21 protein-coding genes are annotated in these 21,728 nt (G+C 48.5%); 13 read left to right on the top strand and 8 right to left on the bottom strand.

Annotation, left to right across the window (positions count from 1 at the left end; all coding sequences use genetic code 11):
* Nucleotides 1-98: 98 nt before the first annotated feature.
* The 7 genes from ACZ5PW_RS17490 to ACZ5PW_RS17460 all read left to right on the top strand — a co-directional run bounded on the left by ACZ5PW_RS17490 (nt 99) and on the right by ACZ5PW_RS17460 (nt 6,296).
* Nucleotides 99-1,640, top strand: a complete 1,542-nt coding sequence (locus ACZ5PW_RS17490) for a 2-isopropylmalate synthase (protein ID WP_464556081.1) — start codon at nt 99-101, stop codon at nt 1,638-1,640.
* The gene (gene leuC, locus ACZ5PW_RS17485; protein WP_464556079.1) at nt 1,640-2,899 is read left to right on the top strand and encodes a 3-isopropylmalate dehydratase large subunit; all 1,260 of its coding nucleotides are present in this window, start codon (nt 1,640-1,642) and stop codon (nt 2,897-2,899) included. The genes ACZ5PW_RS17490 and leuC overlap by 1 nt, the downstream gene beginning before the upstream one ends.
* A 156-nt stretch (nt 2,900-3,055) precedes the next feature.
* Entirely contained in the window at nt 3,056-3,550 is a 495-nt protein-coding gene (locus ACZ5PW_RS17480; protein ID WP_464556077.1) for a 3-isopropylmalate dehydratase small subunit, read from the top strand.
* A 12-nt stretch (nt 3,551-3,562) separates the two neighbouring features.
* On the top strand, nt 3,563-3,880 hold the full coding sequence (locus ACZ5PW_RS17475) for a hypothetical protein (RefSeq protein ID WP_464556075.1): 318 nt from the start codon (nt 3,563-3,565) through the stop codon (nt 3,878-3,880).
* A complete protein-coding gene (gene leuB / locus ACZ5PW_RS17470; protein WP_464556073.1) occupies nt 3,877-4,953 on the top strand; it encodes a 3-isopropylmalate dehydrogenase in 1,077 nt (358 codons plus the stop codon). The genes ACZ5PW_RS17475 and leuB overlap by 4 nt, the downstream gene beginning before the upstream one ends.
* Before the next feature lie 306 nt (nt 4,954-5,259).
* The gene (locus tag ACZ5PW_RS17465) at nt 5,260-5,775 is read left to right on the top strand and encodes a NifB/NifX family molybdenum-iron cluster-binding protein (protein ID WP_464556071.1); all 516 of its coding nucleotides are present in this window, start codon (nt 5,260-5,262) and stop codon (nt 5,773-5,775) included.
* 164 nt (nt 5,776-5,939) lie between these two features.
* Entirely contained in the window at nt 5,940-6,296 is a 357-nt protein-coding gene (locus tag ACZ5PW_RS17460; protein ID WP_464556069.1) for a 50S ribosome-binding protein YggL, read from the top strand.
* Between the two features lie 143 nt (nt 6,297-6,439).
* Here the strand turns inward: ACZ5PW_RS17460 and ACZ5PW_RS17455 are convergent, their stop codons facing one another.
* The 3 genes from ACZ5PW_RS17455 to mqnE all read right to left on the bottom strand — a co-directional run bounded on the left by ACZ5PW_RS17455 (nt 6,440) and on the right by mqnE (nt 9,572).
* Complete coding sequence (locus ACZ5PW_RS17455; RefSeq protein WP_464556067.1) at nt 6,440-7,264, bottom strand: menaquinone biosynthesis protein; 825 nt, start codon at nt 7,262-7,264, stop codon at nt 6,440-6,442.
* A complete protein-coding gene (gene mqnC / locus ACZ5PW_RS17450) occupies nt 7,257-8,354 on the bottom strand; it encodes a cyclic dehypoxanthinyl futalosine synthase (protein ID WP_464556063.1) in 1,098 nt (365 codons plus the stop codon). Before mqnC ends, ACZ5PW_RS17455 begins: the two co-directional genes overlap by 8 nt.
* Nucleotides 8,355-8,483: 129 nt before the next feature.
* Nucleotides 8,484-9,572 carry an aminofutalosine synthase MqnE gene (mqnE, locus tag ACZ5PW_RS17445; protein WP_464556060.1) on the bottom strand — a complete coding sequence of 363 codons (1,089 nt, stop codon included), beginning with the start codon at nt 9,570-9,572 and terminating at the stop codon, nt 8,484-8,486.
* Nucleotides 9,573-9,661: 89 nt separating this feature from the next.
* Between mqnE and ACZ5PW_RS17440 the strand changes: the two genes are divergently transcribed.
* Nucleotides 9,662-10,510 carry a 1,4-dihydroxy-6-naphthoate synthase gene (locus ACZ5PW_RS17440; RefSeq protein WP_464556057.1) on the top strand — a complete coding sequence of 283 codons (849 nt, stop codon included), beginning with the start codon at nt 9,662-9,664 and terminating at the stop codon, nt 10,508-10,510.
* A gap of 3 nt (nt 10,511-10,513) precedes the next feature.
* Here the strand turns inward: ACZ5PW_RS17440 and ACZ5PW_RS17435 are convergent, their stop codons facing one another.
* From ACZ5PW_RS17435 to ACZ5PW_RS17415, 5 genes are all read right to left on the bottom strand, one after another.
* Nucleotides 10,514-11,443 carry a DMT family transporter gene (locus ACZ5PW_RS17435; RefSeq protein ID WP_464556056.1) on the bottom strand — a complete coding sequence of 310 codons (930 nt, stop codon included), beginning with the start codon at nt 11,441-11,443 and terminating at the stop codon, nt 10,514-10,516.
* A 319-nt stretch (nt 11,444-11,762) separates the two neighbouring features.
* Entirely contained in the window at nt 11,763-12,020 is a 258-nt protein-coding gene (locus ACZ5PW_RS17430; RefSeq protein ID WP_464556054.1) for a hypothetical protein, read from the bottom strand.
* 88 nt (nt 12,021-12,108) lie between these two features.
* Complete coding sequence (yjgA, locus tag ACZ5PW_RS17425) at nt 12,109-12,630, bottom strand: ribosome biogenesis factor YjgA (RefSeq protein ID WP_464556052.1); 522 nt, start codon at nt 12,628-12,630, stop codon at nt 12,109-12,111.
* Between the two features lie 81 nt (nt 12,631-12,711).
* Entirely contained in the window at nt 12,712-13,596 is an 885-nt protein-coding gene (locus ACZ5PW_RS17420; RefSeq protein ID WP_464556051.1) for a DMT family transporter, read from the bottom strand.
* Nucleotides 13,597-14,037, bottom strand: coding sequence for a C-GCAxxG-C-C family protein (locus ACZ5PW_RS17415; RefSeq protein WP_464556049.1), 441 nt, complete (start codon nt 14,035-14,037; stop codon nt 13,597-13,599). It abuts the gene before it with no gap.
* A 585-nt stretch (nt 14,038-14,622) separates the two neighbouring features.
* Between ACZ5PW_RS17415 and ACZ5PW_RS17410 the strand changes: the two genes are divergently transcribed.
* From ACZ5PW_RS17410 to ACZ5PW_RS17390, 5 genes are all read left to right on the top strand, one after another.
* Nucleotides 14,623-15,099, top strand: coding sequence for an Lrp/AsnC family transcriptional regulator (locus ACZ5PW_RS17410; RefSeq protein WP_464556047.1), 477 nt, complete (start codon nt 14,623-14,625; stop codon nt 15,097-15,099).
* Between the two features lie 140 nt (nt 15,100-15,239).
* Nucleotides 15,240-18,260, top strand: coding sequence for a proline dehydrogenase family protein (locus ACZ5PW_RS17405; protein WP_464556045.1), 3,021 nt, complete (start codon nt 15,240-15,242; stop codon nt 18,258-18,260).
* Nucleotides 18,261-18,647: 387 nt separating this feature from the next.
* Nucleotides 18,648-19,763 carry an ABC transporter permease gene (locus tag ACZ5PW_RS17400; RefSeq protein WP_464556044.1) on the top strand — a complete coding sequence of 372 codons (1,116 nt, stop codon included), beginning with the start codon at nt 18,648-18,650 and terminating at the stop codon, nt 19,761-19,763.
* Nucleotides 19,760-20,578, top strand: coding sequence for an ABC transporter ATP-binding protein (locus tag ACZ5PW_RS17395; protein WP_464556042.1), 819 nt, complete (start codon nt 19,760-19,762; stop codon nt 20,576-20,578). The genes ACZ5PW_RS17400 and ACZ5PW_RS17395 overlap by 4 nt, the downstream gene beginning before the upstream one ends.
* Nucleotides 20,575-21,720 (top strand): MlaD family protein, encoded by a 1,146-nt coding sequence (locus ACZ5PW_RS17390; protein WP_464556040.1) that lies wholly within the window; start codon nt 20,575-20,577, stop codon nt 21,718-21,720. The genes ACZ5PW_RS17395 and ACZ5PW_RS17390 overlap by 4 nt, the downstream gene beginning before the upstream one ends.
* The last annotated feature ends 8 nt before the right edge of the window (nt 21,721-21,728 follow it).

Here is a 21,728-nt window from a genome sequence, read left to right as displayed (position 1 = left end):
TATCCGCGGCTTAACCAGATTCCTGTTACTTTCTTTTTATAATTCGTATAGCATGCAATAGGTTTGTCCTTTTGCAGGTAATTCATAGGAGATAGAAAATGTCCGATAAAGTATATATCTTTGATACAACCCTGCGTGATGGTGAACAGTCCCCCGGTGCAACCATGAACATGGCTGAAAAAATTACCATGGCCCGTCAACTGGAAAAACTCGGTGTAGACATTATCGAGGCGGGTTTTCCCGCTGCGAGCGAAGGTGATTTTGAGGCTGTCACCCAGATTGCTAAATCTGTTAATGATATTCAGGTTGCAGGACTCTGCCGCGCACTCCCTTCAGATATAGACCGGGCTTATGAAGCCGTTAAACACGCCAAGAACCCCAGAATCCATACTTTTGTTGCCACCTCCGATATCCATATGAAATACAAGTTCAATAAGGAACCGGAGCAGATTCTGGAGATGGCCCGTAAAGCGGTCAGGCATGCAGCGTCCCTGACTCCCAATGTAGAATTTTCCGCTGAAGACGCTTCCCGTTCCCGCTGGGATTTTCTGGCCCAGATTGTTGAAATCGCAATCGCTGAAGGTGCAACTACCATTAATATTCCTGACACCGTAGGGTACGCCCAGCCGGAGGAATTCGGTAAGCTGATTGAATATCTGCTCAAAAACGTACCCAATAGTGATAAGGCAATCTTCAGCGTTCACTGCCATAACGATCTCGGCCTGGCGGTGGCAAATACTCTGGCAGCGATTAAAGCGGGTGCCCGTCAGGCGGAAGTTACCCTGTCGGGTATAGGTGAACGTGCCGGTAATGCTGCTCTGGAAGAAGTTATAATGGCCCTGCATACCCGCAAGGATTATTATGATGTGGAAACTTCCGTAATCACCGAGCAGCTCTTTCCTTCCTGCCGCAGACTGGCTTCCACAATCGGCCAGCCCATCTCCCCATACAAAGCGATTGTCGGTGCCAACGCTTTTGCTCATGAGTCCGGAATTCATCAGGATGGCATGCTCAAGAACCGCCAGACCTACGAGATTATGACACCGGAATCCATCGGCAAGAAAGGGACATCGATAGTTATCGGTAAGCATTCCGGTCGTAACGCTCTGGGGTCCAAGCTCAGGGAAATGGGCTATGAACTCAATGAAGAGCAGATTGGCCGTGTTTTTGTTGCTGTTAAGGCTCTGGCGGATAAGAAAGAAGAAATTTATGACGAGGATGTTGAAGCTCTGGTACTTGAAGAAGCTTACCGCATCCATGACCTGTACCGGGTAAAAGAGCTGTCTGTTTTTTCCGGTACTGCCGGTGTTTCACCGCATGCGGCAATCGTGCTGGAGGATTTCAGCAAGGATAAAGATAATCCTGAAACAATTCAGGAAGTGGGATTCGGAGAAGGACCTATTAACGCGGTTTTTTCAACCATCGATAAAATGGTTGGCAGGAGCCCCAAACTGGAACTTTATTCCGTTAACGCAGTGACCGGCGGTATAGACGCGCAGGGAGCTGTAATGATCCATATAACCGATGACGGATTGAAATCAATCGGGCGCGGTTCTGACGAAGATATTATTGTCGCCAGCGCCAAGGCCTACATCAACGCCATAAACAGGGTTGAACGTATGAAACAGGAGAAAAAATAATGTCCAAAACATTAGCTGAAAAGATTTTGCAGGCGCATACCGATGAAACAGTAAAAGAAGCGGGACAGATTGTCCGCTGCAACGTTTCAATGGTGCTGGCCAACGATATCACCGCTCCCCTTGCAATTAAATCCTTCAAGGCAATGGGTGCCGATCAGGTTTTCGACAAGGATAAGGTGGCGTTGGTTTGTGATCACTTCACACCGAACAAGGACATCGATTCTGCTGAGCAGGTCAAAGTTGTCCGTGACTTCGCCCATGAAAAAAATATCACCCACTACTATGAAGGTGGTGAAGTTGGTGTAGAGCATGCTCTCCTGCCTGAACTGGGGCTGGTCGGTCCTGCCGATATCGTAATCGGCGCGGACTCCCACACCTGTACATACGGCGGTCTCGGAGCTTTCGCTACAGGCATGGGCTCCACTGATATCGCGGGCGGAATGGCTCTTGGCGAAACCTGGTTCAAAGTTCCGCCGACCATTAAGGTGGAGATCGAAGGTACTCCCGGAAAATTCATTGGAGCCAAGGATTACATTCTGAATCTTATCGGAACCATCGGTGTTTCCGGTGCACTGTATAAGGCTCTGGAGTTCAGCGGTTCAGTTGTGGATGATATGTCCATTGAAGGCCGCATGACTATCGCCAACATGGCTATTGAGGCGGGCGGAAAAGTCGGCCTTTTTCCTGTAGATGCAAAAACTCTCGAATACTGCAAGGCTGCCGGGCGCACCGGTGATGTCGAAATGAAGGCGGACGAAGGCGCGACCTACGAGCGTATTGTCAAGATCGACGTTACCGGCATGAAACCTCAGATTGCCTGTCCGCATCTTCCCGATAACGTCAAGCCGGTTGACGAAGTTAAGGATATGAAGATCCACCAGTCCGTCATTGGTTCCTGTACCAACGGCCGTATCGAAGACTTGCGTGTAGCAGCGGAAGTTCTCAAGGGCCGCAAGGTCGACAAGAATGTTCGCCTCATTGTTCTGCCCGCTACTCCCAGCATTTGGAAGCAGGCTCTTAAAGAAGGTCTTATCGAAACTTTTATGGAATGCGGCGCGATTGTAGGCCCTGCAACCTGCGGTCCCTGCCTCGGCGGTCATATGGGTATTCTTGCTGGCGGAGAAAGAGCTATCGCCACCACCAACCGTAACTTCAAGGGCCGTATGGGCAGCCTCGAGAGTGAAGTTTTCCTCTCCAGCCCCGCAGTTGCAGCAGCTTCAGCTCTTACCGGTATCATCACCGATCCCGAAGCTCTGTAGAATGCCTCCGGCGGTTTAAATACTTTTTGAAAAAAGGTTTAAGAATCCCAGAACTTTTTAGTAGGGATTTGCCGCCGGGTACGGACATTGTTTTAAAATAATTTCAATTGGTTTAAGTTTCTAAAGGGGTACAGAATCCCCAAGGAGAATTAAAATATGTCTATTAAAGGTACTGCACACAGAGTAGGGGCGCATATTGATACTGATGCGATCATCCCTGCCCGTTTTCTGGTTACCACTGATCCTGATGAGCTAGGCGCGAACTGCATGGAAGGTCTTGAAGCTGGCTGGATCAAGCGTGTTAAAAAGAATGATATTATGGTTGCCGATGAGAACTTCGGCTGTGGATCGTCTCGTGAGCACGCGCCTATCTCAATCCTCGGTGCCGGAATTCCGGTTGTTGTCGCTAAGAGCTTTGCCCGTATCTTTTACCGCAACGGTTTCAACATGGGCCTCATTCTCCTCGAAGTCGGAGATGATTTCGAAAAGCTCGGTGACGGCGATCAGCTCGACGTTGATCCTGAAAAAGGTGAAATCAAGAATGTCACCACCGGGGAGGTAATTACCTGTGCTCCGGTTCCTCCGTTCATGAAAGGGATTCTCGACAGTGGCGGACTGGTTGAATACGTAAAGGATCGCCTGTCCAAGTAAGAGGGGCAGCTCATGAAGCGGTTCCTGACAGCAGTACTTATCATTTTTTGCACCGGCACATCGTCTTACGCGGACGATGTGTACGGCTGCATTATTAATGAAACTCCGGTTTCGTATTACGGAACTATCTCATCTGATGAGCAGAAGTTTCATTTTGATGTGCAGGGTGATTATGTCTGGTGTCGGAAACTCCCGGAAGGGCGGTATTCAATTCAATCCGCAGACGGGAAGCTGAATCACAATTTTACCGCTTCATGGCAGACAACCATCGGCCTTGCTGGCGATGAAAATTTACACTGGCTTGTTAAAATAAAAGAACAGGATAAATGAAAATGAAAATTTGCGTAATGCCCGGCGATGGTATCGGGCCGGAGATCATGGAACAGGGCGTCAAAGTCCTTGAAATAATAGGTGGAAAATTCGGACATAAATTTGAGACAACTGAAGCTCTCATAGGCGGTGCGGCCATTGACGCTACCGGAAGTCCTCTTCCTGAAGAAACCGTCAAGGCATGCAAGGAATCCGATGCTGTTCTCCTCGGTGCAGTAGGCGGCCCCAAATGGGATACAATCGATCCCGCAATCCGTCCTGAAAAAGGTCTGCTCGGCATTCGTAAAGAACTCTCTCTTTTTGCCAACCTGCGTCCTGCTTCACTTTTCCCCCAGCTTAAGGATGCCTGCTTCCTGCGTCCCGATATAGTTGAGAAAGGTATTGATGTTATGGTGGTCCGCGAATTGACCGGCGGTATTTATTTCGGTGAGCCCCGTGGCACAAAGGAAGAAAACGGTGAACGCATGGGTTACAACACCATGGTTTACTACGAGCACGAAGTTGAGCGCATCGCCAGAGTCGCTTTTGAAGCCGCGCAAAAGCGCAACAAGAAACTCTGCTCCGTTGATAAAGCCAATGTTCTTGACGTTTCCCGTGTATGGCGTGAAATCGTCATTGAAGTATCCAAGGACTACCCCGATGTTGAACTGAGCCACATGTACGTTGACAACGCTGCCATGCAGCTTGTGCGTGATCCTTCCCAGTTTGACGTAATCGTGACCGGTAACCTGTTCGGTGATATCCTTTCTGACGAAGCTGCGGTAATCACCGGTTCCATCGGTATGCTGCCTTCCGCGTCCCTCGGTGCTTCCAACCCCGGACTGTACGAGCCTATCCACGGTTCCGCTCCGGACATTGCAGGCGAAGACAAGGCCAACCCTCTGGCAACAATTCTGTCCATCGCCATGATGCTTCGTTACTCCTTCAATATGGCTGAAGAAGCTGACTGCATTGAAGCCGCAGTTGAAAAGACTCTTTCTGAAGGTCTGCGTACCGGAGATATTATGGATGAAGGCGGTAAGCTCGTTGGTTGTGAAGAAATGGGGGCTGCTGTCATCAAGAACCTTGGATAACCTTCCTTCAGGCGACCTTGCTTATCAGTCGGGTTTGTAATCTGATTTTAATTGCCGGTCCTGTTTATCAGGGCCGGCTTTTTTTGGGTGAGTAGAAAAAGTTGGTACATATGACATTTGTATTGAATATATTTTGATCTGGGTTCTTCTTTCGGGCTTATTTTGCGTCATGTGGGGGCTTAAAATAAGTCTCTAGGCCGGTCGTGTAGATTCTGTACTTTCGCTATTTATCTGTATTGAAAGATTAAATTTGTTTGGCCCTCTTTGTGCAGTGTTTAAGCTAAATGAAAAATAAAGGAGGAATTTATGATTATAGCGATTAGTTCAAACAGCGCAAATATTGAGGAGCAGATGGAGCCTCGGTTTGGCAGGGCCACTGGATTTATTTTATATAATTCAGATACCGGAGATTCAGGATTTGTTGAAAATGTAGCAAACAGCGAACTTGCTCAGGGTGCAGGTATCCAAACAGCCCAGATGATGTCTGACCACAATGTCAATGTTGTCATATCCGGTAAGTTCGGGCCCAAAGCTCTTGCAGCTCTCGAAAAAGGCGGGATTGAGATGGTTGAGTCAACCGGTGGAACAGTGCGTGACGTTCTGGAGAGTTATCTGGGTAATTCTGACCGCAACATTGGAGATAGCGTTGGATTATCTAAGTACAGTCCGGACTCTCGCACTCCAGGATTGGGAACCGGTTGTAGAGCTATGGGAGGATCTGGAAGGGGGCTTGGTCGGGGTAATGGTCAGGGCTCCGGCAAAGGACAGGGCGCTGGCAGAGGAATGGGATCAGGCAGAGGTATGGGCGGTGGTCGAAGGTAGGTTGTAGTTGTGAGCTTGAAGTGTTCCATTGTTGTTAAGTGAGCGTCCCGGAAGAAGTCAGCTTTTAGTGAGCTAAAATTGCAATATTGAAAACTATAAGCTATCTCTATCAGATTGACTTGTATGAATATTTTTATATTTTAGAAACTACATGGGGAGATAGTATGCGAAAAAGGTTGAGAAAGAAAAAAAGGATTGGCGAATTTCAGGAGTTTGCCTTCCTAACCGGATGTCGTTTAGTAGATAATCTTGAAGAAGAAACAGTTGATTCTTTTATCGATACTTTTGTTGAGAAGGCTATCGAAGATAATGGATTAGCAGTTATGGGTGGTGGTAGTGGCAGGGAATTCGGATGGTCTGTTGTTACCGAGAGAAGTAGGGGAACAGTTTGCGAAGAGCAAAGAAGAATGGTTGAGAAATGGATGACTCAACGTTCTGAAGTTGAGGCGTATTATGTTTCCCCTTTGATTGACGCCTGGCACGGTGATTTTGATGGAGTATACGGGTGGGTTGAGAAATAGCTTTCCCGTAAATTCTCATTTTGAACTTTTGTCCTTTACAGTCTCAACATAAGAAAAGGACCTACAGCAATAATACTGTAAGTCCTTTGTATTTTATTTAAGTCTTGGAAGACTTGACCGGCGTTTGATATTTATGAACAGATTTACAGATCAATAAAATCGAGCTCCGGGATGTGTGAAATCTGCCCTGTTTTGAGCAGGTACTTGGCAAAAACTTTGAGCCCTTCAATTTCCTTTTCGCCCAGATCGTACACAAGTCCATCATAATATGAACGTGCTTCTTCCAGATTCAGCATACTTTTCTGAGCCGTGAGTTCAGACATCTGCTCAATGTTTTTCTGTCCCCATTCCTTGCCTTTGATAAGTGAGAGAACAGCTTTCTTTACATCACTGCGCTCGGCAACATCCCTTCTCACCAGCCAGATGCCGAAAATGAAAGGCAGTCCGGTCCAGCGCAGCCATTCTTCTCCAAGATCAAAAATATATGGATAATCTTCGTGTTTGCGCAGGTTGAGAGCTTCGTCTCCTATGCAGAGGATTGCTTCCGGTCTTTCGCCACTTTCAAGCTGCTCGGTAGCATTACCTGTCTCGTATGTAGGATTGAGCGGTATATACTCGGTAAGCAGAATTTTCAGGAGTGCGGCGGAGGTGTGAGTCTGTGCGCTGACCAGCACGTTGCATCCCTTGAGCTGCTCAAGAGGTTTGGTGCTGATCATGATCACGGACTGGACCGGGCCTCGGCTGCCGATTGCGAGGTCGGGAAGCAGCAGATACTGTTCCGCATGGCGCAGATATTCCACACATGAGTTGGATGAAATGTGCATGAGCCCTTCGGACATCATAGTGTTCAACTGTGCCGGAGGACCGTAAACAAAATCAAAGTCGTTTTTGATTATCCCTTCTTCCAATGGATGGTAAATGGGCAGCACGTTCAGGTACGAAATACGGCCTACCTTGACCTTATCCATTGTTGACCTCTGCAAGTGTGTAATCCATCAAACGTTGTCTGGGTACAAATCCCGCTTTTCTGATCAGGGTATGAATTTCCTGTTCGGAAAGCCTGAACTGGACCCCGGCGGCTTTGACCACGTTTTCTTCAATCATGGTTGAACCGAAGTCGTTGCCTCCGTAATAGAGTGCCATCTGTGAAATTTTGGGGCCCATTGTAACCCACGAGACCTGCAGGTTGTCGAAGTTATCGAGAACTATGCGTGAAACTGCCAGCATGCGCAGGTATTCAACACTGGTCATCTTGCGGGCGTTGGGAATGTTTGTGTTGTCGGGCTGGAATGTCCAGGGAATGAAAGCGGTGAAGCCACCGGTACGGTCCTGAACTTCACGCAGAGCAAACAGATGCTTAACTCTGTCCGCTACAGTCTCTTCGTGCCCGAACATCATGGTCGCGGTAGTGCGCAGTCCCAGATTGTGGGCGGTTTCCATCACATTCAGCCATTTCTCGGTGGAGCATTTCTTGGGCGCGATCCTGCTGCGGACTTCATCCACAAGAATTTCAGCACCGCCGCCGGGAATGGATGCCAGCCCTGCCTTGATAAGTCTTTTGAGAACTTCTTCTACTGAAATACCTTCCAGTTCGCTGAAATAGACTACTTCCGGCGGAGAAAAAGCATGAATGTGTACCGGATAATTCTCTTTGATAAAGGTCAGCATTTCCTCATAGAATGTGAGAGGAAGGTCCGGATTGTGACCGCCCTGCATCAGAATCTGGGTTCCGCCGAGATCAATTGTTTCCTGAATCTTTTGTCCCAGTTCTTCCCGACTGATAACAAAACCGCCTTCCTGCCCCGGAGCCTTGTAGAAAGCGCAGAAGCGGCAGCCGCATTCACAGATGTTGGAGTAGTTGATATTGCGGTCGATGACGTAGGTTACATTGGGCTCAGGGTGTTTTTTCATCCTGATGCCGTGGGCAAGATTCGCCAGATCAAAAAGGTCGGCCTTTTCAAGAAGAGTCAGGCCTTCATCAAAGTCAATGCGTTCCCCGGCTTCAACTTTTGCGCCGATCTCCATAACTTCAGCCGGACTGGTCGATAGGTTTGTCATAAATTTATCTTCCTCTGATTTTCCCAAAAGGCAACTATGGGAACGCAATCAGTTTAAAAGAGATTAAAATTTTCATAAGGATATGTCCCTTTATAAAGAGGAACGAATAGTTCGGAGAGCCGCAGCAGATTAAATCTCGTTGAAAGCCGCGTCTCGCTCAACCGGGGTGAAACCGCATCCTCTGATCATCTCTTCAAGTTCAGAGCGGGTCAGCGCCTGATCCGAAGATGCTCCGGCCATGTGTCCGATCTTTTCTTCCACCACGGTTCCATCGAAATCATCCGCGCCGAAATGCAGTGCAGCCTGTGCCTGCTTCACTCCGAGCATAACCCAGTAAGCTTTGATATGCGGGATGTTATCGAGCATCAGCCTGCTTACGGCTATTGTGCGCAGCTCATCGACTCCGGTCAGGGGCTGGTCAATTTTAAGCCTGCTGTTCTCGGTCAGAAAGGGCAGGGGAATGAAGCAGTTGAATCCGCCGGATTTATCCTGTTGGCGTCGCAGACGGTCAAGATGGTCAACACGGTGTTCGGCATCTTCAATGTGCCCGAAGAGCATGGTGCAGTTTGTGGTCAGCCCCAGTCCGTGCGCTTCTTCATGTATACGCAGCCAGTTGTCGTCATCAAGTTTTTTTGGGCATATTTTGTTGCGGATTTCGGCATCAAATATTTCAGCACCGCCGCCCGGCATCATTTCAACTCCAACATTCTTCAGGCGTTTCAGCACTTCAATGGAGCTGATGCCTTCCGTGTTGGCCAGATGGTCGATTTCTACGGCTGTGAAAGATTTTATTACTGCCTGTGGAAATTCAGACTTGATTTCGGCAAAAGTTTCTTCGAAGAACCCCAACGGGATATCATGATGGCAGCCGCCCACCACATGGATTTCACGTGGAGGAACCGGAGCATCCTTGAGCTTGGCAAGGATCTCTTCCCTGCCGAGCTGAAAGGAGCCTTCCTCTCCGTGCTCGCGCGCATAGGCACAGAACAGGCATCCGTTCACGCAGATATTTGTGTAGTTGATGTGGCGGTTGATGACGTAGAAAGTCTTATCCCCGTGCATTGAACGCCTTTTAATTGATGCCAGAGCGCCAAGGGCGTTCAGGTCGGGACAGTCATAAAGGGTCAGCCCGTCTTCAAGGGAAAGTCTTTCACCGGAAAGAACCTTGTCCAGGATGGAGCCGAGTCCCGCATTTTGAAAGTATTTTTTTGAGATCATATATTCACCTTTGTTAAGCAGTAGATAAAAGTCGGTTCCGGGCATGTCAATACTGGATTTCCGGCTCTTTAGGGTATAAAACTCTGTGCATGAGTAAAATACTGCAGATGGGCTATTCTCCATGCCCCAACGATACGTTTATTTTTCATGCCCTTGCCAGCGGAGCGGTTTCCGTAAATCCGTTCAGGCTCAATATCACTCTTGCGGATGTGGAAGAGCTTAATTCCATGGCCCGTTCCGGTAAAATGGATATCTGCAAGGTTTCGGTGCACGCCGCTGCGCATATAATGAATGACTATGTCCTTCTTCGTGCCGGTGGAGCAATGGGCCGTGGCGTGGGGCCTCTCCTGCTCACCGGGGAACCTTGCACCATAGAAGACCTTGATGGCAAGCGTATTGCCATTCCCGGACGCAACACCACGGCAAATCTCCTTTTCAGCCTCATGTGCCGTGAGTCCGGTATAAAGGTCGAACTTGTTGAAATGGTTTTTGATCAGGTCATGCCCGCTATCAGTGAAAACCGTGTGGATGCCGGAGTAGTTATTCACGAAGGACGTTTCACTTATCAGGATCAGGGCCTTAGTAAACTTGCTGATCTCGGCCAGTGGTGGGAGGATTTTTCCGGTCTGCCCATACCTCTCGGGTCCATTGCCATTAAGCGCTCACTGGGCAGCGAAACCGCAGCACTTATCAACGCGGCTATCCGTAAATCCCTCACGCTTTCGCACGTGGATGAAGAGGCGGCCTGGCCTTATATTAAAGAACATGCACAGGAAATGGATGATGCTGTGATCCGCGAACACATTAAAACCTTCGTTACCGATTACTCAATGGATGTCGGTATCGAAGGTGAACAGGCTGTTGCCCGGCTGCTTATGGAAGCTGCGAGGATGGATAATATTGAACTGCCTGATCTGAATATTTTTATTACCGAATAATCCTCATACGGTTTCGGATACTTCAACAATGCCGGGGGCGTTCTGCTCCCGGCTTTTTCTGTCCTGCGAAAGAATGACTCCACCCATCACAAGCCCGGCAGCAAGAAACTGCATAGGGGTGAAAGTCTCGCCAAGGATCAGCCAGCCAAGAAAAAGTGTGATCACCGGAATGAGGTTTACATATGCGGTTGTCTGGTTTGCCGGAAGCTTGCTCATACCGAAGTTGTAAAGGCCGTATGCTCCAAGAGTGATAAAAACTCCAAGATAAAGAATTGATCCGGCTGCCATGGGGTCGAAGACCGTGGGCAGGGTCGTGGTCGGCAGTGCCAGAAGAGGGAGATAGAAAATCGCGCCCATGAAGGCCTGAAAGGCGGTCAGGAACAGTGCCGTATAGTGAACTGTCATACGCTTCAGTACAGTCATGTATCCAACCGCACAGCACATGGCCATAAATTCCAGAAAATTTCCAAATGCGGGATCAGGGGCACTGTCAGTGGATTCGGAACAGAGCGACAGCCAGACACCGCCGATAACGGCAAGGGCAAATCCGGTTAGTGTTCTTTTGCTTAATCTTTCATTCAGTATAAAGCGTGATGAAACGGCCATCAGCAGGGGCAGGGTGGAAGTAATCATGCCAGCCTGTGCGGCAGATGTATGTATAAGGGCGTGACTTTCAAAGACAAAGTACATGCATGGCTCACAAAAAGCCATGAATGCCAGCCATTTGAAGTCGCCTTTGCGTATAGGCTGCTTCTTGAAATTGGGGATGAAGAAGAGAAAGCAGATAGAAGCCAGAATCATCCTGCCGAAAATAACAACGGTAGGATCATATACCGCCATGGCTATTTTGAGGGCGATGAAGGAACTGGCCCAAAGGGAAACGGCTACAAGCAGCGCAACAACGGCAATGTGTTTGGATTCAAGAAAGGACATAGGACTCTCGCAAAAACCGGTTTTCCGGGTTCTGGCACACCAGTGCACGGTTGATAAGAAGCACTATTTTCTATTGATGGAAGTTGTGCTGGCGCGGACCGGAAACTTTCATGCCTCTGATTTCTGCTTGAGAACTGACCATTCAGGCTGGCGGAGATTGGATTTGAGAAAGTTTAGTCCCGTGCGGAAATGAATAGAAGTTGTGATTTGCTTTGTCAACGGGGTGTTTACTTTGATAAATTGAAAAAATGGGCCCAAAAAACAGAAAACCCGGAAGTCTGAGACATTCCGGGTTCGGTGAGTGTATTGCTTTTCAGGACTATTTGGTCCAGGCGAGGAGGTTGAAAGGTGTATATTTATTGTCAGGGTTTTCAGCGTAGCGGCAACCGAGGTTGGAGTCATCACGTTTGTTGATGATATCACAGTCGGAACCTACGTAGTGGGGGCATTCGTTGTTGTTGCATACCACGATAACACCCCAGCCTGATTCGGGCGGTGCAACCCAGGGGGAAAGAGCTTCTCCGCAATGGGGGCAGTTCCTTTCTTCCAGTTCAACACCTTTATAAGTATAAGTCACGGTAACTCTCCTTGATGAAATCATTATTTATGAGCTGTGAATAATTTCACAACACCACTAAAATAAGCCTCTATCTGTGACAGTCAAGTCACTTTTCTTCAGATAGTTCACGCAGGGCCTTGAAAAGGGCGCGTGAAGACTTGGGCGGCTTGTTGTTCTGTTTTTCTTTTTTCGCATTGCGGGCCAACTGTGATAAGCGCTGGCGGTCAGCACCGGGATAAATCTCAAGCAGTTCATTGAGAGCGGACATGTCGCCTTCAATAAGGGCATCCCGCCATTTTTCAAGCTGGTGGAATTTCTTGTTGTCCGCCCTGTTTCCGGTTTCTATATCCTCAAGAAAGTCAACAAGCGGTTGCGGGTCAATATCGCGCATAAGCTTGCCTATGTACTGGGTCTTTCTGCGCTTGGCTTCATGGGAGCTTATGGACATCGCATCGAGAACTTCTTCAATGAAATAGTCCGGAAGTCCGCATTTCTTGACCAGTTCAGGACTGAGAGTCATCAGCTTTTCAGCCAGTTTCTGCAGTGCGGTCATATCCCGCTTTTTCTGCGAACGGCTGGGACCGTTGTACTCCTCTTCGTCATTATATAAATCTTCTACGTCATACATGGTCTTATTTCTATTTTAGGGGTTCGTTGTTTTGTTCGGGCACGCATCTTCCACTTTTTTTAAAGATAGCACAAGTGCGGATTATCTGCTGCGATTTGTTATCCAGACCCCGGAAATAGTCAAGGCTCCGCCGATGAGCAGGAACATGTCCACCTGTTCATCAAGTATCAGGGCTCCCATGATGATAGCAACAACCGGAACCAGGTTGATGAATATACCGGTCTTGGACGGGCCGATGACGCTTATGGCTTCGAAATACCAGCTGAATCCCAGACCGGTTCCGAGCAGCGCCAGATAGAGTACACAGCTGTAGTCGAGTAAAGATGCGTTCGCCATCTCCTGCGGAAGTCCGTGGTAAAGTGCCGGACCAAGAAGCATTAACGCACCGAACAGACAGGCCCAGTATACCGATTCCAGTGCGGTTATTTTTCTCAGTACGGGTTTTCCGCCGAGGGAATATGCTGCCCAGCTAAGTACACAACCCACAATGCAAAGGTCTCCGAAGCTGGCACCTTCTGTAATGATGGAAATAGGGTTTCCATGACCGATAATGGTGCTGACTCCGATCAGCGCGAGAAGAAATCCGGCCGCTTTACCCAGAGTAAATTTCTCCTTGAAAATCAAAGCGGACCCGAGAGCAATGAAAGTCGGTGTTGCGGCTATTATCAGTGCCGCCCGTCCAGCTGTAACCGTTTTGAGGCCGCTGAAGAAAAGGATGTTGTAGAGGAAAACTCCGGTCAGTCCCAGAAAAGCGAGAGGCAGTAGGTCACTTTTTTCGCAGCGGGGCATGTGTCCTGTCGTTCTGTATACCATGAAAAGCATGAAAACGGTGGCGAAGAGGAAGCGGAGAAAAGCAGCGGAATAAGGAGTGAGGTGTCCGGCGAGTATGCGTCCGGCAATCCATGTTCCGCCCCAGAAGATAACTGATCCTATAAGTTTAAAGTAGAGCAGGCTTTTGGAAGACATTTATGCGGCTTCTTTTCTTAGTATTTTTATAGTGTAGTCGGTTACTTTTTCAACTAGATCAAGACAGGTTTTCTCTTTTATCCCTTCTTCCTTGAATTTTGTTCGCCCTTTTTCAGTAGATAGATCACAGTCCGTCAACTGCAGGCAGTTAGTTGTTTTGTTACTGTCCATAAAATGGATGTTCAGTTCCTGGATTAGTCGATAGCAGATATCGTGTTCCTCTTCATGGTTGTTTCTTCCGTGGATGAGGCTGATGGCGAGGACTCCTCCCTGAAATGCGCCGCAGACGCTTCTGGTTCGGGCAATGCCAGAGCAGAAACCGGTAGCTATTGCAGGAATGGCAGGATTGTTAATATCAAGAGCCTCTGTAACGGCCATAAGTACACTCTCAGCGCACATGTAACCGTTATTGAAATAATGGCGTGCCTTTATGCCGTTCATGAAAATCCTCCGGGGAAACCCCATGAATAATGTTTCAGATAAAAATAAGACAGGACGGGATTATTGCGAATTTGCTCTTTTTGAAACGATAAAGTTTGTCTTAACCGGAAAAAGGAGCGTTTTGATTGTGTATTCCGAAGATTGTTCTCCGGGCTTGCTTTGTTCTGTGTTATTACATAATATACGAACTTAATTCGTCAAGTGTTACCTGACATCTAAATTGCTATCCGACATTTTGCAATGCATTAATCTGCATTTCCAGCTTCCGCACTTATATCTTCGGTATTTAACTTTCCGCTTCTATTGTTTTGTATGTAATACGCGGTGTAAATCTTTTGTGTTTTGCAAAAATGGATATTTTTGCTGAAGTTGTGACAATTTTGGTTGATTGCTTAATCAATTGATGTGCGAGTGATGGTGGATAAAAGTATGTTTAATAGTTTTAAATTCGGTTAAAACAGGGTATGTATAGAAAATAATTCTTTTACAAGGCTGTTTTGCTTAACTTTGTGCTTGTTATGCATGCTTGTTGTGTTGTTTTGACTTGACAAAACCTTTAAAATTGAATTTTATTCTTGAGAACAAATGGATAAGAGAAAGATTGACGAAACTGATCGTAGAATTCTGACAATACTTCAGAATAGTGGCAGGGTTTCCAACGCGGACATAGCCAGGAAAGTAGGAATGGCTCCCTCCGCGGTGCTTGAAAGAGTCCGTAAACTGGAACGAAAAGGTGTCTTGGTCGGTTATGAGGCCATTGTAGACCCCAAGGCAGTAGGCCGCTCCCTTACTGCTTTTATCTTTGTGAACGTGAACGAAGGTGTTGGGGCAACATCAACAGGCGCAGAACTTTCGAAAGTGCCTGGTGTTCTGGAAGTCCACTACTGTGCCGGTCGTGACAGTTATCTTATAAAGGTGCGCTGCGAGGACACAGACGGCCTGGCTATCATGCTTGGACAGATCGGGCGCATTGAAACTGTCCGTGATACCAATTCCACTATTGTTTTGAACACTATCAAGGAGTCGCGTGCAATTCCTCTTGAAGAGGAGAGTTTTGATTAAAAGCAGACTGTGAATATTCCCGTGGCCGGTATCGGATAAGATTCCTGATACAGGCCTCCCGGTCCGGACGTAGGGGTGGTTTTTGATCGGTCTGCAAAAAACTTTTTTGAAGAACCATTAAAAATCAAGGAGAGGCAGGTATGAATGTAGAAGTCTCCACCCTCGACACTCAGATTATCGAGCGCGGGAAACAGTTTTTCGACTCCATATCCGGCGAGGCACCCTCAGTTTTCAATAAGGGCTGGTGGACCGGAAAAGTAATGGACTGGGCAATGCAGAACGAGGACTTTAAGGTCCAGATGTTCCGTTTTGTTGACGTTCTGCCTTACCTCAATACCTCCGAATCCCTTTCAAGACATATTGAAGAATACTTCGCCGGTGACGATTGCAATATCCCTGATGTACTCAAATGGGGAGCCAGTAAAACCGGAATAGGAGGTGGCCTTGTAGCCAAGGTTCTCAATAAAACTATCCGGGCCAATATTGAAGGTATGGCCCGCCAGTTCATTATAGGCCAGCAGTCCAAAGAAGCTGTTAAAGGTATCAAGAAGCTGCGCAAGGACGGTTTTGCCTTTGTCCTTGATCTGCTTGGTGAAGCCACTGTTTCCGCTGAAGAAGCGGATGCCTACCGTGACGGATATCTTGAAGTCCTCAACGCAATCGAAAAGGAATACAAGAAGTGGGACGGTCTTGCCACCGGTGGTGATCTGGACTGGGGGCATGCTCCCAAGATCAATGTTGCTGTTAAGCCCTCGGCCTTTTACTCCCAGTCCAAACCTGTGGATCTTGAAGGAACCGTTGAAGGCATGATGGCCAACATCGAGCCTATCTATCAGAAAGTGATGAGCATGGGCGGTTTTATGTGTATTGATATGGAAGCTCTCAAATACAAGGAGCCTACCGTTGAAATGTACAAGAGGCTGCGCAAGAAATATTCTGATTACCCCCATCTCGGAATTGTTTTTCAGGCTTACCTCAAGAGTGTTGATGATGACGTTTCCGGTTTGATCGAGTGGGCGAAGGAAGAGAATCTTCCCATCTCCATCCGTCTGGTTAAGGGAGCCTACTGGGATTTCGAAACAGTAATCGCCAAGCAGAATGACTGGCCTGTTCCCGTATATACCCGTAAGCCTGAATCGGATATGGCTTTTGAACGTGTCTCCAAGATGATTCTTGAAAACCACGATATCTGCCACTATGCCTGTGCTTCCCACAACATCCGCTCAATCTCCGCTGTAATGGAAATGGCCAACGCCCTGAATGTTCCTGACGAGAAGTATGAATTTCAGGTTCTCTACGGTATGGCTGAGCCGGTGCGTAAAGGCCTCAAAAATGTTGCCAAACGTGTACGTCTCTACTGCCCCTACGGTGATCTTATTCCCGGTATGGCTTACCTTGTCCGCAGGCTGCTGGAAAACACTGCGAACGAGTCATTCCTTAAACAGACCTTTGCTGATGAGGCTGACGTCGACATTCTGCTTGAGAATCCGGAAAAGACCCTTGAGCGTGAGCTTGCCGCGAAACCTCCTAAAAAGGCTCCCGAACCTGCTGAAGGTGAGCTGCCCAGATTCATCAACTTTGCTCCATCTGATTTTACCATCAGAGAAGAAAGGGAGGCTTTTCCAAAAGCTATTGAAAAGATTCGCAGTAATTTCGGGCAGCGCTATCCTCTCTATATCGGCGGTAAGGATGTAACCACCGATGATACTCTCGACACCTACAATCCCGCTGATACTTCCGAGATAGTCGGTTCAGTCTGCCAGGCCGGCGTGGCAGAAGTTGATAATGCCGTTGCCGTGGCTAAAGAGGCCTACCTGGACTGGCGGAATGTTTCTCCCCGCGAGCGGGCGGAATATCTTCTCAAGGCCGCGCACTACTGCAAAGAGAATGTCTATGACCTTGCGGCGTTGCAGGTTCTCGAGGTCGGCAAGCAGTGGGATCAGGCTCAGGCTGACGTGGGCGAGGCAATTGACTTCATGGAATACTACGCCCGTGAAATGATCCGCCTTGGCGAGCCCAGAAGAATGGGTAAGGCTCCCGGTGAATTTTCCCAGTATTTTTATCAGGGCAAGGGTGTCGCGGCGGTTATCGCTCCGTGGAACTTTCCTTTTGCCATCAGTGTGGGCATGGTTTCTGCGGCAATTGTTTCAGGATGCCCGGTTGTCTACAAGCCTGCCGGAATCTCCTCTGCCATCGGTCACGGACTGGTCGATATGTTCAAAGCCGCCGGACTTCCCGATGGTGTCTTCAACTATATTCCCGGCCGCGGTTCAGTGATGGGCGACCATCTTGTCGATCATCCGGATATTTCCGTGATTGCTTTCACCGGCTCCATGGAAGTTGGCCTGCGTATTCAGGAACGAGCCGCCAAGGTCCATCCCGGACAGGAGCAGTGCAAGAAGGTTATCGCTGAAATGGGCGGCAAGAATGCCATCATCATCGATGATGACGCTGATCTTGATGAAGCTGTGCTGGGTGTTCTTTATGCCGCTTTCGGTTTTCAGGGGCAGAAGTGCTCCGCATGTTCACGGGTGATTGTTCTCGACCCGATTTATGACCGTTTTATCCACCGCCTCAAGGAAGCGGCACAGTCCGTGAAACTCGGCCCCGCTGAGAACCCGGCCAACTATATGGGCCCGGTTGTGGATAAATCAGCCCAGAAGAATGTTCTTGAATACTGCAAAGTAGCGGAGTCTGAAGGGCAGGTCGTGGTTAAGCGTGAAGTGCCCGCCGAGTTACGGGAGAAAGGTTGTTATGCTCCCATGCTTATCGTTGAGGGAATTAAAAAGGATCACCGCATCGCCCAGGAAGAGGTCTTCGGCCCTGTCCTTTCAGTGATGCGCGCCAAGGACTTTGACGAAGCGATCGATATTGCCAACTCCACGAAGTTTGCACTTACCGGAGCGGTCTATTCCAGAAGTCCTAAACATCTTGAGCTTGCTTCCCGCGAATTCCGTGTTGGTAACCTCTACCTGAACAAGCCCAGTGTAGGTGCTCTGGTTGAAAGGCATGCTTTTGGTGGGTTCAAAATGTCCGGAGTCGGCTCCAAGTCAGGTGGCCCCGATTACCTGCTGCAGTTCATGGACCCGAGACTGGTCTGCGAAAACACTATGCGTCGCGGATTTGCTCCCATCGCTGAAGATGACGACTGGATTGCATAGTATAATTGATCCCGTAGGCTGAGCCTGATGGAAAATACGGCTACAGAGTCCGGCCCGTTAATGCCGGTAAAATGTTCATTGCAGGATTTACAGCAGTAACTCAGACAGCCCGCAGCATTAAAGATGCTGCGGGCTGCTTTTTTGGTAAGCATCAATTTGCGGGGTTAATAGCAATCCCATTAGGTATGTGTCCGAAAGTTATGTGTTGAGTGTTGATCCATAACCTGTTGGCCCACAGATTTCCTGCCTCATTTTTGACTGACGAGATCTTGCAGATTTTATCACAAATGTGGTGATCAGAGGGGACTGTATATATAAATACTTCCCATTCATGGTGTGTCCTGTTAAATCAGTGGGATGAACACAGAAGATATGGATGGGAAATAAATGGCGACTGGTTCGGTGCAAATCTCCCGGTCGGGACAGGGGCTGAAACTTACCGGACATCTCGATGCTGAAGGTGCGGGAGATGTTTGGGATCAGGCTCGTTCGGCTGTCTCTGGAGGAGTGCGCGAAGTGGACTGCTCCGGACTTACTTATCTTGACGGAGGCGGAGCTTCTCTCTTCATGATGATGCAGGTGCTTTCTCGGGAGAATGGCAGAGAACTGACCGTAAAAGGCTTGAAGCCGGAACTGGGAAAATTTCTTGATCTGTTTGACGTGGATAAATCAGCTCCCCCTGTCGACAAAAAGAAGGGGCAGGGCGGATTAAAAGGGTGGATTACATCTGTAGGTGTATCCGGTCAGGCTGTGGCTGCTGATATGCGGGCACAGATAGAGTTTACAGGTAACTGTGTACTTGCTGCTCTTGATACCGCCACCATGCGCAACAGGCTGCGCTGGCCTGATTTCTGGCTTACATGTGAAAAGGTGGGCGTCGACGGACTGCCCATAATCCTGCTGATCGGTTTTCTCATGGGCCTGATCATGTCCTTCCAGTCCGCTGTTTCTCTTATGCGTTTCGGAGCCGAAATTTTTGTTCCCAATATGCTTGGTCTGGTGATGTTTCGAGAGCTTGGGCCGATGGTAACGGCTATCCTGCTTGCAGGCCGAACCGGTTCCGCCTTTGCCGCTGAAATAGGGACCATGAAGGTGAACGAGGAACTGGATGCCCTGAATACAATGGGGCTTAATCCGGTCAATTTTCTTGTACTGCCAAGGGTACTCGCTACTGTGTTCGTCACTCCGCTGCTCACACTTTTTTTTAATTTCATGTCTCTCGTCGGTGGAGCGCTGGTCATGCTTTCTATGGGTTACCCTCTTGCCACTTACTGCAGCCGCGTTTTTCAGAATGTGCAGTGGGTGGATTTCAGCGGCGGTATGTTCAAGGCGGTTATTTTCAGTTTTCTGGTGGCCGGGATCGGCTGTCAGCGGGGGCTGGTAACCAGATCCGGTGCAAGCGCTGTCGGTGATTCAACTACGAGTGCCGTGGTAAGCGGCATAATCCTCATTGCTGTTTTTGACGGTATTTTTGCCGTGATATTTTTTCTGGCGGGAATATGAGCGTGCATGAAAACGGCAAAAGCATAATAAACGTCAGCAACCTGACCTGCGCTTACGGAGAAACATTTGTCATTGACGATATAAGTTTTGATGTGCGTAAAGGGGAAATCTTCATAATCCTCGGCGGTTCCGGATGTGGTAAAAGTACCGTTTTGAAACACATGATCGGCCTTTATCCTCCGGCCACAGGCGAGATACTGATTGATGGTGACGATATCGGGTCCGCATGGGGAGACAAAAGACTGGAGATTCTGCAGCGCATCGGGGTTATGTACCAGATGGGAGCTCTTTTCGGTTCCATGACCCTGCTGGAAAATGTGCGCCTGCCATTAGAGGAATTTACTTCCATGCCCCGTGAGGCCATGGACTATACCGCTAGAATGAAGCTTTCACTGGTGGGGCTTGAGTCATCTGCCGACAAGATGCCGTCAGAGCTTTCCGGCGGGATGCTTAAGCGGGGTGCAATTGCGAGGGCTATGGCTCTGGACCCGAAAATACTGTTTCTTGATGAACCCTCGGCCGGGCTTGACCCGGTGACTTCCGCCGAGCTTGATGAGCTTATACGCAGCTTGTCACGTTCTCTGGGAGTTACCTTCGTTATCGTCACCCATGAACTGCAATCCATTTTTTCCATTGCCGACCGGGTAATCATGCTTGATAAGAGTACCAAAGGAATCATTGCCGAAGGTGATCCGAGGGAACTTCGGGATAACTCCGATCATCCGATTGTACGCAGTTTTTTTCTGCGTGAGCCCCAATCCGGAAGTGAAAAAGATTTATCCATGAAAAATAATATGGATACGGTGAATATATGAGTCGCAAAACCAATCCGTTCCGAGTGGGACTGTTCATAATTACAGGTACAATGCTGTTGGTTTCAATCCTTGCAGTGTTGGGTGCTGGAAAGATTTTTGAGAATTCCATCAAATTGGAAACATACCTGAATGAGTCCGTGAACGGGCTTGAGGTGGGGTCGCCAATCAAGTTCCGTGGTGTGAAAATCGGTTCAGTCACTGAGATCGGTTTTGTGATGGATCACTATGTACCTATCGGGGAAACTGAACTTCGTTATGTATATGTGCTTGGGGATCTCAATCACGAAATGTTTAAACCTAAAGAACATTCGGAGATCGCCCGCTATCTGGACCGTGAGGTGCAAAGGGGGCTCAGGGCCCGTCCGGTTTCACTGGGACTTACCGGACAGCTTTTTCTGGAAATTGATTACGTTGATCCCGCGAAGAATCCGCCGCCTGAGATCAACTGGAAACCCAAGCATCTGTATGTTCCGTCTGCGCCGTCCATCCTGAGCAGGGTTGAAGGTGCTGTTGCTTCCATCAGCGAAACTCTGGAAGACATCAATAAAGCCAACATTGCCGATGCTATTGGTGATGTCAGGGCTGTGGCACAAAGCATGGAAAAATTCCTTGCAAATTCGGATACGGGAGAAATCAGTAAAAGGCTGACCGGAACCCTGACCGAGGCTGAAAAGTTCATGGCCCGGCTGAATCAGCTGCTGGCTGCGCCGGAAGTAGATACTCTAATGCCGGATGTGGCTGCCTCCGCCCGTAACATGCGTAAAGTAATGGAGAACTCTTCAGGTGATATAATTGCCGCCATGCGGGATATCCGCATTGCTTCCGCCAGTGCGAAAAATGTGACCGGCGGGGTTGAGAAATATATCAGCAGCAATCAGACCAAAGTAACTATGGCCAACCTGTCTAAGACACTTGATAACATAAGTGAGGCTTCTGACAGGATCAAGGGGGCAGCGGTCCGTTTTGAAAGTGCACTGTCACGGGTGAACATGACCGTGGCTGGGCAGCAGGGCAACATTGAAGCGATTCTGGATAACGTCCGCAGGCTGGTGGAAAACCTTCGTGAACTCAGCAGTGAAGCCAGGCAATATCCTTCAGGTGTCCTGTTCGGTGATCCACCCAAGAAAGGGCAGGTGAAATAATGGAGATG

The sequence above is a fragment of the Maridesulfovibrio salinus genome (assembly GCF_055394525.1).
This window is presented reverse-complemented; position numbering and strand designations above follow the sequence as displayed.

Excerpts from the sequence above, each read along its gene's own strand:
- ACZ5PW_RS17440 (WP_464556057.1), top strand. The coding sequence starts at position 9,662 with ATGAGTAAAATACTGCAGATGGGCTATTCTCCATGCCCCAACGATACG.
- ACZ5PW_RS17490 (WP_464556081.1), top strand. The coding sequence starts at position 99 with ATGTCCGATAAAGTATATATCTTTGATACAACCCTGCGTGATGGTGAA.
- leuC (WP_464556079.1), top strand. The coding sequence starts at position 1,640 with ATGTCCAAAACATTAGCTGAAAAGATTTTGCAGGCGCATACCGATGAA.
- mqnE (WP_464556060.1), bottom strand. The coding sequence starts at position 9,572 with ATGATCTCAAAAAAATACTTTCAAAATGCGGGACTCGGCTCCATCCTG.
- ACZ5PW_RS17455 (WP_464556067.1), bottom strand. The coding sequence starts at position 7,264 with ATGGATAAGGTCAAGGTAGGCCGTATTTCGTACCTGAACGTGCTGCCC.
- ACZ5PW_RS17460 (WP_464556069.1), top strand. The coding sequence starts at position 5,940 with ATGCGAAAAAGGTTGAGAAAGAAAAAAAGGATTGGCGAATTTCAGGAG.
- ACZ5PW_RS17435 (WP_464556056.1), bottom strand. The coding sequence starts at position 11,443 with ATGTCCTTTCTTGAATCCAAACACATTGCCGTTGTTGCGCTGCTTGTA.
- ACZ5PW_RS17420 (WP_464556051.1), bottom strand. The coding sequence starts at position 13,596 with ATGTCTTCCAAAAGCCTGCTCTACTTTAAACTTATAGGATCAGTTATC.
- ACZ5PW_RS17480 (WP_464556077.1), top strand. The coding sequence starts at position 3,056 with ATGTCTATTAAAGGTACTGCACACAGAGTAGGGGCGCATATTGATACT.
- mqnC (WP_464556063.1), bottom strand. The coding sequence starts at position 8,354 with ATGACAAACCTATCGACCAGTCCGGCTGAAGTTATGGAGATCGGCGCA.
- ACZ5PW_RS17390 (WP_464556040.1), top strand. The coding sequence starts at position 20,575 with ATGAGTCGCAAAACCAATCCGTTCCGAGTGGGACTGTTCATAATTACA.
- yjgA (WP_464556052.1), bottom strand. The coding sequence starts at position 12,630 with ATGTATGACGTAGAAGATTTATATAATGACGAAGAGGAGTACAACGGT.
- ACZ5PW_RS17475 (WP_464556075.1), top strand. The coding sequence starts at position 3,563 with ATGAAGCGGTTCCTGACAGCAGTACTTATCATTTTTTGCACCGGCACA.
- ACZ5PW_RS17405 (WP_464556045.1), top strand. The coding sequence starts at position 15,240 with ATGAATGTAGAAGTCTCCACCCTCGACACTCAGATTATCGAGCGCGGG.
- ACZ5PW_RS17395 (WP_464556042.1), top strand. The coding sequence starts at position 19,760 with ATGAGCGTGCATGAAAACGGCAAAAGCATAATAAACGTCAGCAACCTG.
- leuB (WP_464556073.1), top strand. The coding sequence starts at position 3,877 with ATGAAAATGAAAATTTGCGTAATGCCCGGCGATGGTATCGGGCCGGAG.
- ACZ5PW_RS17400 (WP_464556044.1), top strand. The coding sequence starts at position 18,648 with ATGGCGACTGGTTCGGTGCAAATCTCCCGGTCGGGACAGGGGCTGAAA.
- ACZ5PW_RS17465 (WP_464556071.1), top strand. The coding sequence starts at position 5,260 with ATGATTATAGCGATTAGTTCAAACAGCGCAAATATTGAGGAGCAGATG.
- ACZ5PW_RS17410 (WP_464556047.1), top strand. The coding sequence starts at position 14,623 with ATGGATAAGAGAAAGATTGACGAAACTGATCGTAGAATTCTGACAATA.
- ACZ5PW_RS17415 (WP_464556049.1), bottom strand. The coding sequence starts at position 14,037 with ATGAACGGCATAAAGGCACGCCATTATTTCAATAACGGTTACATGTGC.